The sequence below is a fragment of the Sphingomonas sp. KR3-1 genome (genome assembly GCF_040049295.1).
Classification (GTDB): domain Bacteria; phylum Pseudomonadota; class Alphaproteobacteria; order Sphingomonadales; family Sphingomonadaceae; genus Sphingomonas.
In genome coordinates this window covers 1,676,622-1,692,141 of record NZ_JBDZDQ010000001.1, presented here as the reverse complement: position 1 = coordinate 1,692,141, position 15,520 = coordinate 1,676,622, and the positions used below count along the sequence as shown (strand labels likewise).

Sequence of the window (15,520 nt, the reverse complement as noted above, 5' to 3'; positions counted from 1 at the left end):
GAGCACCGGCCCTTAGGGGTGTCTTTCTCATTCTCGTCGCCGTGACCCATTTCAAGCTGGCGAATGCCAGCGGGACTACAGGGTAGAGCACTCGCTGAGAGGCGGGAGGTCGGCGGTTCAACTCCGCCTCCGGGTAACCGGATAGCTCAGCAAAAAATGTCTCGCCATCGATCGTCGCCGGCACAGGACAAATGAAACGCTGGCGAATGCCGGTGGGACTACATCGGTAAGGCCGAAAGGCCGAGGCGGTTCGACCCCGCCCCCGGGCTCGCCCGGGATGTCTCGCCAATTATCGTCGCCGGCACCATGATCGCGTTTGAGGGAGGTCGGGATGACCGAGGCTTTGTATGATTTCCAGCATGTCGAAGGTGGCGTGCCGATCAAGATGTGGACCCGCGGCGTGCCGGTCGAGGACGGTGCGCGCGCCCAGCTTGCACGCGCGGCGCAGATGCCGTTCGTGTTCAAGCACGTGGCCGCCATGCCCGATGTCCATATTGGCATCGGCGCGACTGTCGGTTCGGTGATTCCGACCAAGGGCGCGGTGATCCCGGCGGCGGTGGGCGTCGATATCGGCTGCGGCATGATGGCGGCGCGCACCTCGCTGGCGGCGAGCGACCTGCCCGACACTCTCGAGGGCATCCGCTCCGCGATCGAGCAGGCGGTGCCGCACGGCCGCGACGTGGGCCGGGGCAAGCGTGACAAGGGCTCATGGGGCGATCCGCCCGCGGCGATCGTCGAAGCCTGGGCTACACTTGCCCAGCGCTTCGATCGGATCGTCGAGAAATATCCGAAGCTCAGGAACACCAACAACCTGGTGCATCTGGGCACGCTCGGCACGGGCAACCACTTCATCGAGCTGTGCCTCGACCAGGAGCAGCGCGTGTGGGTGATGCTGCATTCGGGTTCGCGCGGCATCGGCAACGCGATCGGCAGCTATTTTATCGAGCTGGCGAAGCAGGATATGCGCAAGTGGCACATCAACCTGCCCGACGAGAACCTAGCCTATTTCCCGGAAGGGACCGACCATTTCGACGACTATGTCGAGGCGGTCGGCTGGGCGCAGGACTTCGCGGCGCTGAACCGGCGGATGATGATGACCAATGTCATCCGTGCGCTCAGGGGGCAGATCGCCAAGCCGTTCGATGCGGAGCTGGAGGCGGTCAACTGCCACCACAACTATGTCCAGCGCGAGAACCACTTCGGTGAGAACGTGCTGGTCACCCGCAAGGGCGCAGTCCGCGCGGCGAAGGGCGTGCTGGGCATCATTCCCGGCTCGATGGGCGCCAAGTCGTTCATCGTCCGTGGGTTGGGCAATGCCGAATCGTTCGACAGCTGCAGCCATGGCGCGGGGCGCGTGATGTCCCGTACCGCGGCGAAGAAGCTGGTGACGCTCGACGAGCATATCCGCGATACCGCGGGCGTCGCGTGCCGCAAGGACGAAGGCGTGATCGACGAGACGCCGAAGGCGTACAAGCCGATCGAGGCCGTGATGGCGGCGCAGGCCGACCTGGTCGAGATCGTCCATACGCTCAAGCAGGTGGTGTGCGTGAAGGGCTAAGCTCTCGTCAGCCTTTGGCGCACACCGCCGATTTCCCCGAAAGGGCCGAGAGGATGCGTCGCCGCCCGACAACGGGCGTGCGGCGCACCCCGTCGGTTTGATGAGAAGAGAAATGACGACCAAGGCTGACAGGACCATCCCTCCAGCTGTCCGGCAGGAGATCAAGGCTCGGCTCGACAGGATCGAGGCGGACAATGGCGTGCGCCTGCTGCTCGCGGTCGAATCCGGTTCGCGCGCCTGGGGGTTTCCCTCGCCCGACAGCGACTATGATGTGCGCTTCCTCTATGTCCGGCCGCGCGACTGGTATCTCTCGCTCGCACCGGGCCGCGACGTGATCGAGACGCCCATCGAGGACGAAATCGATCTGAATGGTTGGGACGTGCGCAAGGCGCTTACCCTGCTGCTCAAGTCCAACGCGGTGGTGAGCGAGTGGATCGAATCGCCGATCCGCTACCGGCCCGACGACCGCTTTGTCGGCCGGCTGAGGCGCCTTGCGGACGATCTGCTCAATCCGCGCGCGATTGCGTATCACTATGCGCGATCGGGCAAGTTGGCCGCGGATCGGTGGCTCTATGGTGGGGATCCGGTGCCGGTGAAGAAGTATTTCTACGCACTGCGCCCGGCGCTGGCGATCCGGACAATCCGGCTGAGCCCGGCATCGCGTCCGCCGATGAACCTGCAGGCACTGGTTGCGGCCAGCGATCTGCCGGCCGTGCTGGTCGAGCAGATCGATGCGCTGGTCGAGGCAAAGGCCCGCACCAACGAACGTGCGAACGGGGCCCGGCTGTCCGCGATCGATGCACTGATCCGCGACGAGCTCGGCCAAGCGGCCGAGCTCCCGGCGCGCAAATTGCGCGATCGTTTCGTCGATCGCTCGGATCAACTTTTTCGTGAACTGGTAAACACATGATCATCATCGATGGATCGGAAGGCGAAGGCGGCGGGCAGGTAGTGCGCAATAGCTGCGCGCTGTCGCTCGTCACCGGGCAGCCGTTCCGCATCACCAATGCGCGCGGCAAGCGCGAGAAGCCGGGGCTGATGCGCCAGCACGTCACGGCGATCGAGGCGGCGTGCGCGATCGGTGGCGCCATCTGCGAAGGTGTAGCGGTCGGCGCGTCCGACTTCACCTTCACGCCCGGCCGCGTCGCGCCCGGCGAATATCATTTCGCGGTGGGCACGGCGGGCAGCACCGGTCTGGTCTTCCAGACCCTGCTGATGCCGCTGCTGCTGGCCGGCGGCCCCTCGCGGCTCGTCCTCGAAGGCGGGACCCACAACATGCTCGCCCCGCCGTTCGACTTCATGGCGAAGGCGTTCGTGCCGGTGATACGTCGCATGGGCGCGAATATCGAGATGCGGCTCGTCCGTCACGGCTTCTATCCGCGTGGGGGAGGGCGGATAGAGGTGGATATCGTGCCGGGCACGCTGGCGCCGATCGACTGCCTCGATCGTGGCGCGCTTCGGTCCGTGTCCGGCACGGCATTGTTCGCGGCGCTGGCACCCAACATCGCCGAGCGCGAGATTGCGACGGTGCGCAAACTGCTTCCCGACTGGCCGGAAGATGCGTTTGCCGCGCGGCAGCTTCCGGAGGAACAGGGCCCGGGCAACGTGTTGTTGCTCGAGGCGATGTTCGAGCATGCCACCGAGATTTTCACGGGTTTCGGTAAATTGGGCCTGTCGGCGGAATCGCTCGCCAAGACGGCAGCGCATCGCATGGCCGGGTTCCTGGCTTCCGATGCGTTCGCGGGACCCTATCTGGCGGACCAGCTCCTACTGCCTTTCGCACTGGCGGGTGGTGGCAGCTTCACTACGGTGAAGCCGAGCCAGCATGCATTGACCGCGCGCGACACCATCGAGCGCTTTACGGGCCAGCGCTGGGTATTCGAACAGCAGTCGAACGGATGCCATTTGGTGCGACGAAGGCGCGACGCCTGATTCCTCTGCCCGCTCTTCGAGTGAAATCCGATGAGGGTGGAGGGTCCCGGCTCTCTGCAGGGTTTATAGTAATCCGGAAGAGTTTTGACGGACCCTGAAGCAGGCGAAATGGCGGAGCGGGAGGGATTTCCAGTTCCCTAGCAACCCATTGTTTTAACGTGGAAAATCATCTGAATGTCTTGGACTACCCGCCACTTTTCCCACCGCTAGAGGTGGGATTATTTGGGAAGTAACGATCGCTTTGAGCGTTGCATCGGCTTAGGCTGGAATTTGGCAAAGCGTCCGACGCTCAGTCTCGGCGAGGACCTTCTCACCTGCGTTAATCGGACGCGCAACGGGCTTCCTATTGAAGCCCAGAAGAGCTTTCTAGCTGGGCAGCTAAGCCGCTGATTTTGCGAGCAAAATCGTCGACTTAAAGATCGCCGTAACTATCAATAGCACACTCTGGATTCGTGGATAAGGCTGGACGTGAGTGGACGTTATGCTCGAGCCTCACTTCACCCTCATCCCGACACATTCTTTGCCGAACTTCCTGAACCAAGAAATCTGCAATCGCGAGGGTTACCGATCGACGGCATCCGTTCCGGATCGCCGATAGCGATCTACTGGGACGAGGCTCGTGCAGTAGGACAACGCACAAAATACTGGCCGAAAGCTTGCCGGAGGGTATCATCTTAGCCTTCGGTTTCTCCGTCCAAAAGCAACGTTAGAGGATTGGGTTGCTCCTGAGCGATACGCCCCGCGGCCTGAACTGGCTCGGCAACTTCGATGTCGCCGAGCGCGAGAGTGCCGCGCTGTTGCTCGACAGTATTGAGCTCGTTGGACAGGACGCGTTGCAGATCGGCCTGTCCGGGCTGATCGAATCGCTTGCCGACAGCCTCCCAAATCCGATCGCCCTCGTGCCGGTACGCGAGCTCGCTCCCGGCCAGCGTTATTTTCAGCACGGGCGCGATGCGCCCGCGCGTCTCCTGCTGCCTCAGTCTTTTCCGGGCAGCGAGGCTATCGTCGCGGCGATGTTAAATGGCGTTCGCCGCGCTGCTGGCGTCAAACAGCCCTTTGTCGAAGCGCCGAGCCTCAAGAATATGCGCGGCGCGAGATGCCGCACCATCTTGCTGGTCGATGATTTTTCGGGCTCGGGAGGCAGGATCAAGACCTTCTACCGCGGCTTCAAGGCGCATCCAACCTTGCGCAGCTGGCTCTCCTACCAGCGCATCGAATATCATGTGGCCTGTTATGCGGCCACGCCGCTGGCGTTTCGGAACCTGCAACGCACGTTCGGCGAGGAACACGTCCACGTCCATACGATGTGCCCGACGATCGGGACCCGGAAGTGGGACGAGGATCAGATCCAGCGCATCAAGAGATTATGTACGACCTATGCCTCAACCGCCATTCAAACCTCGCCGCTCGGCTACGGTGACACGGGTGGCCTGCTTGCCTTCTCGCACAGTGCTCCCAACAATCTGCCGGTGATCTTATGGCAGATGTTTCGCGCCGGCCACCCGGGTTGGGCACCATTTTTCCTAGACAAAGGTATTCCCGACGACGTTCGCGCACTCTTCAGTCTGACAGACCGTGATCGGCAGCGAGCCTCGGCGGTACGGCAGTTGCAGCAGCCGCGACTATCGCTGATCGATTGGAGCCAATTGCGGTCTCAAGACACACAGGACATGATGCTGGTGCTCGCAGCGATCGCACGCCGCCCCCGGGATCGGCATTTGGTTGCGCAGCTGACAGGGTTATCTCTGCCCGCAGTCCGCCGCGCCGCCGACCTTTGCACAACCTTCAAGTTGATCGACCGCAGCTTCCATTTGACCGATCGTGGCCGTGCTGAATTGCAGCACGCCAAGAAGATCACGTTGCCCGGCGACGATTTCCTATTGAATGGCAGTGACGAGCCCTACTATCCTCGGCAATTGAGGGCGGGGCGTTGACACCTAGCGTTGCCGGCGGGTGACCGTCGGCGTCCATCCGGGAAACCGGCGGCCGAATGCGTCGCATTCGGCTGGAAAAATCAGCCGCCATTCGCGCCGGCGACAAGCGAGACTTCCTCTCTCGATGTCTCGAGCCGTCTCGCTTGTCGTCGTCACGGGGGTGACCAAAGTAGATGATTGGCGCTTCGCCCCACCAATATCGTGCCAACGCTCTGGCGGCGGGTCTTTCGTCCCAGACCATTCAGCACGTTCTCGCCCAGGCTGAACGCGTAGAGCGCAATGGCGTGCCGGCTATTCTGACGCTGCGCCATCTCGCTCACATCACCGGCGCCGACTACAAATATCTGAGGGCGATCGTTTCCCGCAGCGAGGATGGCTATACGCCGTTCACCATCCGCAAGAAGACTGGCGGCAGCCGCTTGATCGCATCTCCAGAGCCGCAGCTGTTGAGCGTGCAGCGCTGGATCGCGCGCCAGGTTTTGGCGAACCGCCCGGTTCACATCTGCAGTATGGCCTATGCGCGCGGCGCCTCGCCCTTGAAATGCGCGAGCCGCCACATTGGCGCGAGATGGCTGTTCAAATTCGATATTCACGACTTCTTCGAGAGCATTTCGGAGGATCGAGTCTATTCGATATTTCGTTCGTGCGGCTATCAACCTCTGATCGCGTTCGAGCTCGCAAGGATTTGTACCCGCGTGCATTCAGCCTATGCGAGCATCCCGCCGAGATGGCAGTCGCGCCGCGTTCATGGCCCAACGGAAATCACTGCTTATAGCGACGATCGTCTCGGCCATTTGCCACAGGGCGCCCCAACCAGCCCGATGCTCTCGAACCTGGTCAGCGAGCCGATGGACGACCTTCTCGCATCGCTCGCGCGCAGCCAGGGTCTAGTCTATACGCGGTATTCCGACGACGTCGTTTTCTCGACCAGTGACGACATCACGCGGCGGGAAATCCGCGACCTCCTCAACGATATCACTCGGATATTTGCATCCTTCGGGCATCGTCTGCACCGGAAGAAGATCACTATCGCGCCGCCCGGCGCGCGAAAGCTGGTGCTCGGGCTTCTCGTCGATGGCAGCCAAGTGCGGCTCTCGCGCGAGTATCGAGCGCGGCTTGAGGGACATGTTCGAGGGATCGAGACGTTCGGGCTGGCAGAGCACGCTGCGTCGCGCCACTTCGCATCGATATGGGGCATGGTGCGTCATATTGGCGGATTGATCGCGCACGCCAAGGCCGTCGACGGGCCGTTCGGCGATGCCATGGCGCTCCGCCTTTCGACTGCGCTCACTGCCCTCGGTTGGAGTGAGCCATCCGGTTGACGGCAAGGGTGCTCAGGCGCCCCGCTCGCCAGCGTATTTGCCACGATTCGTCACCACTCGCATCGCAAGCATCTTCGTACCGGCGGGTGCTTCACGCGGGTCGATTGCGGGTTCGACCTCGCTCGCATCGATGAACAACACCACGCATTGCCCACCTGGCCTCTTTACACTTCGGTAGGCGACGCCATCGATCTGCCCGCCCTTGCGCGGCCAAGAGCGGATATATTCGCTCACCACTTGGGTCGGCACATAGTCGACATGCTCCGCGCCGTCGTGCGCCACTGGGCGCTGGAAATCCCGCACGAACGCACCCATGAAGTGTGCCCACTCGTTGAGATGGCCGTTGTGTGGATCGAAGATACTCACGCGAGGAGACATCGTCAGGTCGAGGATCCTGATGGGCCGAGTGGTTCGAAACTCGGCGATTGCGTAGCGCTGGCCCGCTTCGAGGATCTCGGCGCGAGCCGTTTTCCTCTCACGCGCGCCGTAGAACATCGGAATGCCTGCCGGGCTCATGCGGCTCTGCGACGCCTTCACCGCCGGCGGGGGCCCGAGATCGATGGGGTGGATGTAGCGCTCGCCCTTCTTGCGCGAACGACACCGGAAATAACGCTGACCTGCCGGCAACGCCCTTATCATTCCGGTGGCCTCGCAATTGCTCAAAACCTCACTGAGCAGCTGCGAAGGCGAGACGGTCTCCTCTCGCCAATCGGTCGATGTGAGATGCCGCTCGAAGAAGTATCGGCGGACATGCTTCACCGTTTCGGTAAAATCGTTCCAGCTCCACGACAGCACATCACGCTCGCGCGGCCCATAGGGATCGATCTTGCTCCAGTCGCGCTGGGGTAGCGCATTTACGATATCGAAGCGCAATGTGTCGCTCGCATCGTCGGCAAACGTCACCGTCTCGTCGACCAGGTCATAGGTATCCAGCGTCATGTCGCCGACATATCCACCTTCCCAAGCCACCCCATTGGCCGCATCGTCGTAGTGACATTCAAGACTAGAGAGGATGTGCGTTACGACGAGATCCAGCGGCGCAGCTATAGGCTTGCGCGCTCTCCTGCCAGAATAGGTGCAGACCCTCGACACCAGGTTCGCGGTGATCAGCCGTTGGAGGAAGGGGTCCTCGAAACACTCGGCCGAAACGAAGCGGTCTGGGTGTGACGTGAAGGTCTCGGCGTCGAGCAGCGTGTCTTTCAAACTTCCCATTGGTATCTCATCGACTAATGCGAGAATGAAGGAATTAGACTCGTCATTGGTACTGCCCGTCAAACGCGTGAGATAGCCGGATAGTCGACGCGATGCACGCTGCCATGCATCGATCGCTTCGAGAAAGCAGGTGTCGATCTAGCGCCTGGCCCATAAATTGTCGCGCATTTCAGATGCGCGATAATTGCAAAAATCGATCGGCTTGAGGCCTTCCCTGCCGGCAACAGCGAAAGCTGCGCGATAAAAGCGATTGTTGGATGCATCCAGCATTAATGCCTTTAGTGCTGGATGCATGCAGCACATTCATTGACAATGGGTATCTGGAGGTATATTTGCTGGATGCATCACGCATTAAACCACTTAACGCTGGATGGGTCCCGCAAATGCCTGCATCAAAGAAGCGCAGCTACGCACGCTATACAATTGCCGCGGTAGAGCTCCTTGGCGCGCTTGTGCAGCTTGAGCGCAAGTCGCGAAAGATGACCGCGCAAGAAATGGCGGACCGGCTCGGTATCGACCGCAGCACCTTGCAGCGGCTCGAACAGGGTGATCCGAAGGTCGAACTGGGACTTGCCTTCGAGGCTTGTGCCATCCTCGGCATTCCGCTGTTCGAAGAGGACACGCACGGCGTGTCGATGCGGCTCGACGAAGCGGGTAAGCGCCTGGCACTACTTCCTAGCCGCGTGCGGCCGAAGCAGATGAGCATCAGCGATGACTTCTAAGCTGCCACATCCGCGCGAGGCCTTTGTCTGGACCTGGCTGCCCGAGGCCACGAAGCCAGTAGTTGCTGGCCGGCTGGTACCCAATGGCGAGCGTATCCAGTTCATTTATGGTCGTTCGTATCGCGAGCGGACCGACGCCATTCCGCTTTATATGCCGGAACTCCCGCTCGTAGGCGAACCCATCGCGCCCCTCGGTACGCTCGCGATGGCGAGCGCGATCCGCGACGGCGCCCCTGACGCGTGGGGAAGGCGTGTCATTCTCAACAGGGCCTTCGGGGTCAAAGGCGACGACCTTGATGGGCTTGAGCTGGACGAGCTGGTCTTCCTGCTCGAATCTGGCTCGGATCGAATCGGCGCACTGGATTTCCAGACGTCTGCAACCACGTATGCCCCACGCGGCGGCAGGCACGCGACGGTCGAGGAGCTGCTCGCCTCTGCGGAGAAGGTTGAGAAGAACCTGCCGCTCACTCCGGAGCTCGATCAGGCCCTGCATCATGGCAGTTCGATCGGTGGTGCCCGTCCAAAGGCGCTGCTCACGGACGGGTCGCGTAAATACGTCGCTAAATTCTCCAGCAGCGGCGACACCTATTCGGTCGTGAAGGGTGAATATATCGCGATGCGCCTAGCCGCGCTCGCTGGGCTATCAGTCGCGCCGGTCCGGCTGATCCATGCTGCGGGCAAGGATGTGCTTTTAGTCGAGCGGTTTGATCGCGTGCCGACAGAGAATGACTGGCACCGGCGGGCGATGGTCTCGGCTCTCACCATCCTCGAGCTCGACGAGATGCAGGCGCGCTACGCCAGCTATCAGGACCTTGCCGAAAAAATACGCTTCCGCTTCATCGATCCGACCGCGACTCTGCACGAGCTGTTCGCGCGGCTAACGTTCAACATCCTGGTTGGCAATGTCGACGATCATGCGCGCAACCACGCCGCTTTTTGGGATGGGGCGCAGCTCGCTCTCACGCCCGCCTACGACATTTGCCCACAGGCCCGAGCCGGACAGGAAGCCAGCCAAGCAATGCTGATTGTTGGCCAGCAACGCTCGAGCCAGATTGCCACCTGTCTAGCTGCCGCCGGCGAATTCCATATGACGTCTGACCAAGCAATCGCGATCGTGTCTAAGCAGATCGAGACTATTGGCGCGCAATGGCTCTCGCTGTGCGACGAGGCGAACCTAGGGCAGGTGGATAGAGCGCTGTTCTGGGGACGGCAATTCCTCAATCCATTTGCCTTCTACGAGCTTGAAGGGCCGGCGGCGGTACTCGCGGAGCGCGCCGCAACGATCCGCGCCCAAGTCTAAACCTAACGCGATGATCGGAGGCTCGATCGTGAACTAATCTCTGCGTTCTGCGTGGAGATGCTATCGGCTAGTCAGGTGCCGCTTAATACTGCTCGGCAACGAAGGGGCCCTCTTCGTCGATCCCAAGTTCGAGCAAGACCTGTCGACGCCCATTAGGCGCCTGTGAGTCCTTAATGCTCGCCCGGAGTAACGCCTGTCCGCCTTGAATACCGGCCCCAAAGAAATCGACGAAACGCTCAGGATCCTGCTCGCCGAAGGTTGCCTCGATCTCTCCCCAACTGAAATCATGGGGGTATGCGCGACCGGTGTGAATTGCCTCAACCACCAACGCGGCGCTGAGCCGTAGGGCTGCTAATGTCGGTCGTGCCGCTCTCTCAAGAAGATGGCGCCGCAACACCGGCCAGATCCAACCTGTTCCCGGCACCATTCGCGCAATGTCCTCCATCGCGATGTGCAGGAATTGGCCGCGATTGCCGATCAGCAGATCCTCGCGCCGCGGCTGAACGTGGACGACGACTAGCGGAGCGCGGCCAAGGCCGGGCGTCGGTGCTGCCGGATCCTCCTCGGGTCCGTGGTGGCCGCTATCGACCAACGTGATGTTGAATCGCCGGTCACTAGTACCAATTGTTAGATAGCGTTCGTGGCGCTCCGACACTTCCCAGCCCCGTAGCTCTAGCAGCGACCCGAGCGCATCCATCAGGGTGCGGTAGTGGTTCTCGCCCGTCTCATAACGATGGGTCCGCTCGACCAGCAGCAATAATGCCGGCTGGCGCTTGTCGAGATGCCGGCCTCCGAGCGGCTCCGTCAAATCGAACAGTGGCGCCAGAAGGTATCCGCTTTGTGCGGCCACTGTCTCCGGGATGCTTTGCCCATATAGCTCGCCGTGGCCATGGAGAACCGCGCCTGCCCTGATCGCGCGCGCCGCGAGCCGGCAAGAAATCGTTGTGATGTCCTGCCCCATGCGAACTGGTTCGCGCATCAGCAGGCGATGCGGGGCCAGCCCGAAAATGTGAGAAGGATACTTTTCACCTCGATGGCGGATGAAAATGTCGATCAGGGGCGCGATCAACTGCACCGGATCCCGTCCGCGCACGGTGCTGGTCGCGAACGGCGCGAAGAAGCTGATCGTTGGTAAGCTCGTCTTGGACTGAAATTCCAGATCACGGATCAAAGGCATCGCCGATGTCGATAACGATACGAGCAATGTGGTGCGCTCGTCTAATCGACTACCAACCTCGACAAGTTCTCGCCATTCCGTCTGCACCGCCAGCAATATCGTTAGCGAAGCGTGTGGCGCGCGGCCGCGCGTCGGCCGGAAGTGGTCTGCGCCCACAACATCTACGCCCAAAGTGCTCCAGCGTTCACGGTCGATCAGCCCAGCCTGAACGCGCCCAACTAGCACGACTGTCATGGTTGCCGGCTTGTGCCGGTTCGCGACCGGTGACCGGTGTTCCTCCAGATGGACGGTCATGTCGCGGGGAAACAATTCGGGAAGGTCGCTAGCGAGCTGGCGATAGGCGTCGCTCAGCCTTGCTGCGAGTCCGGTCGCGAACTCTGGCACAGTCACTACCACATGATCATCTTGCAAGCGCGCACGGAGCATTAATCTTGGATGCGGTGACAGGTCCCCTAATTCGTTGATATTCTCGCCTGGCTTACCTGCCAGTGCTCTCAGTAGCGCCGGCTCAAGGATTGCCCGATCGCGCCAGTGGTCAGCGCTAGAGCGATCGATTTCTCGATAGCTATCAAACGCGCGTCGGTACGTTTCGCGTTTAGCTTGCGCGAGATTGAGGGTGTCGACCAGGTCGAACTGCAATAGCGGATGATCCGCCAGGGCGCCTTGCGCGATGCGCGTACCCATTGCCTCGCGGAATGCCGCCCAATGCAGCACTCGCGGCGCCTCCCCAGGAAATGCGAACGCCCAAATGCTATCGGCCCCAACTTCGATCGGCTGCTCTTCAGACAGCAGGACGACGTCGCGCTCGGGCCAAGGTACCGCCATGAAACCTGCGACAAGACCGTCCTCTGAGACGATCTGGATATAGCTTTGATTGTCGCCCTGGGGACCGGCCAGTAAAGGCTGCAGAAAACCCGGCTGGCCGGGCGTGGGGTTGAACAGCGCGATGGCCCGCGCCTGGGTGATCGGGCTCAGAGCCATTTGCGATCCTCCAGGAATCGCTCAACCTCGCTGAACAATCTGCCGGCAGTTTCGGCCGGGTTGAACATATGGGTGAGGCGGTAGCCGCGCGGTTCCGCACCCCAGGCCGCGACCAGTGCCTTAACCTTGGGATCGTCGAAAATCTGGTTGGGTCCGATTAAAGCAAGCACCTGGTCCGCAAGCGGTAGGGTGTCGGCGAGTTGTACCTCGATCGCCGCGCAGCGATCATCGAATTTTTCTGCAAGACCACCGGTGATCAGCTGATAGTAGGAGCGCACGACATTCTGCGTGACAGGGAAGCTGCGCGGCTGGATCGGCTCCATTGTCCAGTAGCGTTCGAGCGATTCGTAGAAGGCGCCGATTATCTGAAGTGGATGGTCGCCTTTTTCGACTTCGAAGTCGCCCAGTTCGAGACTGTCGTGGAACGCGCTCGCGTAGCGAGCGAATCCTCCGCTATCGAACGGCAAAACGCGGTGCGCTTGAGAAACCACTTCGTCGCGCAATATCAGGCAAATCCGCGCGTAATCGAGATTAGAGGTTGCCTCGCCGTCCCATGCCCGGCGGTAAGCGGGCCGGCCGTAGAACAGATAGATTAGCTTCTCGCCGAACACGTCGCACATGCGCGGCTCAAGTTTCTCTGACTGCACCAGACTGGCGAGACGCGCGCAGTCGGTGACATGCGTCAAGCCGAGTTGGCCAGCGAGCGGCGGCGCGCTGTGCACGAAGGTTCGAAACTGATCGCTCGTCATCCATTCAGCATAGGCATGCGTTGTCGTGGGGCAACCGCACCTCTCCTAATGCCCAAGTCTTGCCAACGCTGAATGATACGAGCGATGATGAAGAGCGATGCAATGTTGGTGGGTCAACCATGCGCAAACGGTGCGCCAGGAAGTCGATGGCGGCTATCTTTGGTCGCCAGTGACCGAAGCCAATGGTGCGCGCAGCCAGTTTTACGATAACATGCGTCGCGCGGGGCCAGGCGATCTGGTTCTGTCATATGCTGATGGTCGTGTCGGTCGCATTGGAATTGTCGCTGATTTCGCAATCAGCGCGCCTAAACCGACCGAGTTCGGATCAATCGGGACTTATTGGAGTGACACGGGCTGGCTGCTGCCCATCCATTGGATCGACGTGCCGCTCGCAGTTAGCCCCAAAGCAATCCTTGATCGGCTGGCGCCGCTGTTGCCGGCAACCTATTCACCAATTCAAGCGAAGACCGGAAACGGCAATCAGAAGGCCTATCTCGCCGCAGTAGATCGCGCGGTTATCGATCTTGTGCTCGAAGCGGCTAACGTACGACTCGATGGCCGCTCATTTCCTGCAGTGGTGACCGCTAGAGATTTTGGTACCGCTCTCGACGACATTGTCGAAGAGCGCATTCAGCAGGATGGGACACTCGATCAGACGGTTCGGGAGCAACTCTCGCGTGCGCGTCGCGGGCAGGGATTATTTCGCGAGCGCGTGCTCGATGTCGAACCGATTTGCCGCGTCACCGGCGTCGCGATACCAACCTTGCTGATCGCCAGTCACATCAAGCCCTGGCGGGCGTGCCAGACCGCGCATGAACGGCTCGATGGCTTCAATGGCCTGATGCTCACCCCCCATGCGGACTTTCTGTTCGACCGGGGGCTGCTCGGGTTTGAGGATGACGGGCGGCTGCTGTTTTCCTCCAAACTGAGCGATGACAATGCCACCAGGCTTGGGCTGCACTCAGGGCGAAGGCCGCCACCGTCGCCGATGCAGCCTCGGGCGCGTCCCTATTTTCAGCATCATCGCGCCAGTGTCTTCATCCCCTGAGCGTCCGCCCGACGCGGAGGTTCTTAACTCTCATCTCTGAGTCTCAGCACCCGGCATATTTCTTGGACAGCCTCGTCGGTCTTGGAGAGATCGAAGCGTTCGGGATCGAAACGGCGGCCGGCCCATTTGCGCGTTTCCTTATGGTCTGGATTTCCCGGTGTTCCCCAGGCGTCAAGTAATTTCGCATAGCCTTCCGCGCCGCCGCTGTTCTCAGGCGGCCCCGCGCGGCTGCCGCCCGTGCATCGCGGATAGCGCGCCGCAGCGTCGCGCACTGCAACGTTCAGCGATATCGCGTGAACCCAGCGATCACCGAAATCATATTCATACAGGAAGACGATCGGCTCCCCATAGCGCAACGCAAAATCCTCGAGCCGAACCGTGCTCGAATTGAACGTCCGGCGGCTTCCGTCATCCTGTTCCGGGTCGGGCGGACCGTAATTGAGCCCGCCAATTTCGAACCGGTGCAGATGCTGGTCCTTCCACCCGAACGCGGTTTGCAAAATGTGGTGCAACGCCGACAGGGTATAGCTGAAAGGCAGTTCGAAGGTTCGCGTGATCGGGGGCGCTATATGAAGGATTTGCACTTCGATGCGGGCGATTAGCGGCGGGAAGTCGAGCATTTCCAACGCATGCCGCGGAGGCGCCGTTACCGCAATGCCAGCCCGCGTCGCGGCCGCCTGTTTCGTTGTCAGACATACAGTCAGGCAGAAAACTTGACAAAAATAGCCTGGGAGCTATGTATGAGCTGGGAAGTCTCTCTCGGCGACGAGTTTGATGGCGAATTCGATGTATTGCCGGAGGCGGTCCAGGATGGGGTGCTTGCGGCAGCGAAGCTCCTGGAGGCTTTTGGCCCCCAGCTCGGGCGCCCGCATGTCGATACGCTCAATGACTCATCGTTCTCGAATATGAAGGAACTGCGCTTCGACGCTGCGGATGGCGTGTGGCGTATCGCCTTTGCATTCGATCCGCGCAGGGAGGCCATCCTGCTGGTCGCCGGCGACAAGTCGGGGGGCAGCGAGAAGCGCTTTTACAAGACGCTGATCCGGACGGCCGACAAGCGCTATCAGGCGCATCTGGATCGCTTGACGGCCGCGAAGAAGAAGGATGCGAAGTGATGGGCCGCAAGCTTGGCGACATTGTCGCGGCGCTTCCGCAGGATCGCCGGGAGCGGGTCGAGGCGCGCTTCCTCGAGCTGAAGGATGAAGTCGAGAGTCTGGGTGAATTGCGCCGGGTCGCTGGCATGGCGCAGGCCGACATTGCCTCGGCACTGAAGATCAAGCAGCCTTCGGTTTCGAAGATTGAAAAGCAAACCGACATGTATCTTTCGACGCTCAAAAGTTATGTCGAAGCAATCGGTGGGCAACTCGACCTCATCGTCCGCCTGCCGTCGCGCGAACCCGTTCGCATCGAACGGCTTGGGGATGTGATCACCGGCGCTCCCCGGGTTGCGCGCCGCGCGACAACCGTGTCTCGGCGCAAGCGCATCAAGGCGGTCAGCACCCGCTGATTTTGTCCATTATCGCCCGGCCGACCATCGCTTTTCCGATCGCGGTGGCTCCCAACCTGTTTCGCCTCCAGACTAACA

The 15,520-nt window shown here is 61.0% G+C and carries 14 protein-coding genes; 10 read left to right on the top strand and 4 right to left on the bottom strand.

The window, feature by feature from the left end; all coding sequences use genetic code 11:
- Positions 1-331: 331 nt before the first annotated feature.
- The 5 genes from ABLE38_RS08295 to ABLE38_RS08275 all read left to right on the top strand — a co-directional run bounded on the left by ABLE38_RS08295 (position 332) and on the right by ABLE38_RS08275 (position 6,746).
- Positions 332-1,558, top strand: a complete 1,227-nt coding sequence (locus ABLE38_RS08295; RefSeq protein WP_348973684.1) for an RtcB family protein — start codon at positions 332-334, stop codon at positions 1,556-1,558.
- Between the two features lie 100 nt (positions 1,559-1,658).
- Positions 1,659-2,468 (top strand): nucleotidyltransferase domain-containing protein, encoded by an 810-nt coding sequence (locus ABLE38_RS08290; protein WP_348973683.1) that lies wholly within the window; start codon positions 1,659-1,661, stop codon positions 2,466-2,468.
- Positions 2,465-3,490: an RNA 3'-terminal phosphate cyclase gene (gene rtcA, locus ABLE38_RS08285; protein WP_348973682.1), complete on the top strand. Its 1,026-nt coding sequence runs from the start codon at positions 2,465-2,467 to the stop codon at positions 3,488-3,490. The genes ABLE38_RS08290 and rtcA overlap by 4 nt, the downstream gene beginning before the upstream one ends.
- Before the next feature lie 719 nt (positions 3,491-4,209).
- The gene (locus ABLE38_RS08280) at positions 4,210-5,424 is read left to right on the top strand and encodes a hypothetical protein (RefSeq protein ID WP_348973681.1); all 1,215 of its coding nucleotides are present in this window, start codon (positions 4,210-4,212) and stop codon (positions 5,422-5,424) included.
- A 173-nt stretch (positions 5,425-5,597) separates the two neighbouring features.
- Entirely contained in the window at positions 5,598-6,746 is a 1,149-nt protein-coding gene (locus ABLE38_RS08275; protein WP_348973680.1) for a reverse transcriptase family protein, read from the top strand.
- A 12-nt stretch (positions 6,747-6,758) separates the two neighbouring features.
- Here the strand turns inward: ABLE38_RS08275 and ABLE38_RS08270 are convergent, their stop codons facing one another.
- Positions 6,759-8,021, bottom strand: a complete 1,263-nt coding sequence (locus ABLE38_RS08270) for a HEPN-associated N-terminal domain-containing protein (protein WP_348973679.1) — start codon at positions 8,019-8,021, stop codon at positions 6,759-6,761.
- 320 nt (positions 8,022-8,341) lie between these two features.
- Between ABLE38_RS08270 and ABLE38_RS08265 the strand changes: the two genes are divergently transcribed.
- A complete protein-coding gene (locus tag ABLE38_RS08265; protein ID WP_348973678.1) occupies positions 8,342-8,680 on the top strand; it encodes a helix-turn-helix transcriptional regulator in 339 nt (112 codons plus the stop codon).
- Positions 8,670-9,980 (top strand): HipA domain-containing protein, encoded by a 1,311-nt coding sequence (locus ABLE38_RS08260; protein WP_348973677.1) that lies wholly within the window; start codon positions 8,670-8,672, stop codon positions 9,978-9,980. The genes ABLE38_RS08265 and ABLE38_RS08260 overlap by 11 nt, the downstream gene beginning before the upstream one ends.
- Positions 9,981-10,062: 82 nt before the next feature.
- Here ABLE38_RS08260 and ABLE38_RS08255 read toward each other — a convergent pair whose 3' ends face one another.
- Together ABLE38_RS08255 and ABLE38_RS08250 are read right to left on the bottom strand one after the other, a co-directional pair.
- Positions 10,063-12,138, bottom strand: coding sequence for a hypothetical protein (locus ABLE38_RS08255; protein WP_348973676.1), 2,076 nt, complete (start codon positions 12,136-12,138; stop codon positions 10,063-10,065).
- Entirely contained in the window at positions 12,129-12,887 is a 759-nt protein-coding gene (locus tag ABLE38_RS08250; RefSeq protein ID WP_348973675.1) for a hypothetical protein, read from the bottom strand. Before ABLE38_RS08250 ends, ABLE38_RS08255 begins: the two co-directional genes overlap by 10 nt.
- Before the next feature lie 169 nt (positions 12,888-13,056).
- On the opposite strand from ABLE38_RS08250, the gene ABLE38_RS08245 reads away from it, so the two are divergent.
- Positions 13,057-13,935, top strand: coding sequence for an HNH endonuclease signature motif containing protein (locus ABLE38_RS08245; RefSeq protein ID WP_348973674.1), 879 nt, complete (start codon positions 13,057-13,059; stop codon positions 13,933-13,935).
- A 23-nt stretch (positions 13,936-13,958) separates the two neighbouring features.
- On the opposite strand, the gene ABLE38_RS08240 is transcribed toward ABLE38_RS08245, so the two are convergent.
- Positions 13,959-14,555, bottom strand: a complete 597-nt coding sequence (locus ABLE38_RS08240; RefSeq protein WP_348973673.1) for a plasmid pRiA4b ORF-3 family protein — start codon at positions 14,553-14,555, stop codon at positions 13,959-13,961.
- Between the two features lie 120 nt (positions 14,556-14,675).
- On the opposite strand from ABLE38_RS08240, the gene ABLE38_RS08235 reads away from it, so the two are divergent.
- Positions 14,676-15,050, top strand: a complete 375-nt coding sequence (locus ABLE38_RS08235) for a type II toxin-antitoxin system RelE/ParE family toxin (RefSeq protein WP_348973672.1) — start codon at positions 14,676-14,678, stop codon at positions 15,048-15,050.
- Complete coding sequence (locus ABLE38_RS08230; protein WP_348973671.1) at positions 15,050-15,442, top strand: XRE family transcriptional regulator; 393 nt, start codon at positions 15,050-15,052, stop codon at positions 15,440-15,442. Before ABLE38_RS08235 ends, ABLE38_RS08230 begins: the two co-directional genes overlap by 1 nt.
- The last annotated feature ends 78 nt before the right edge of the window (positions 15,443-15,520 follow it).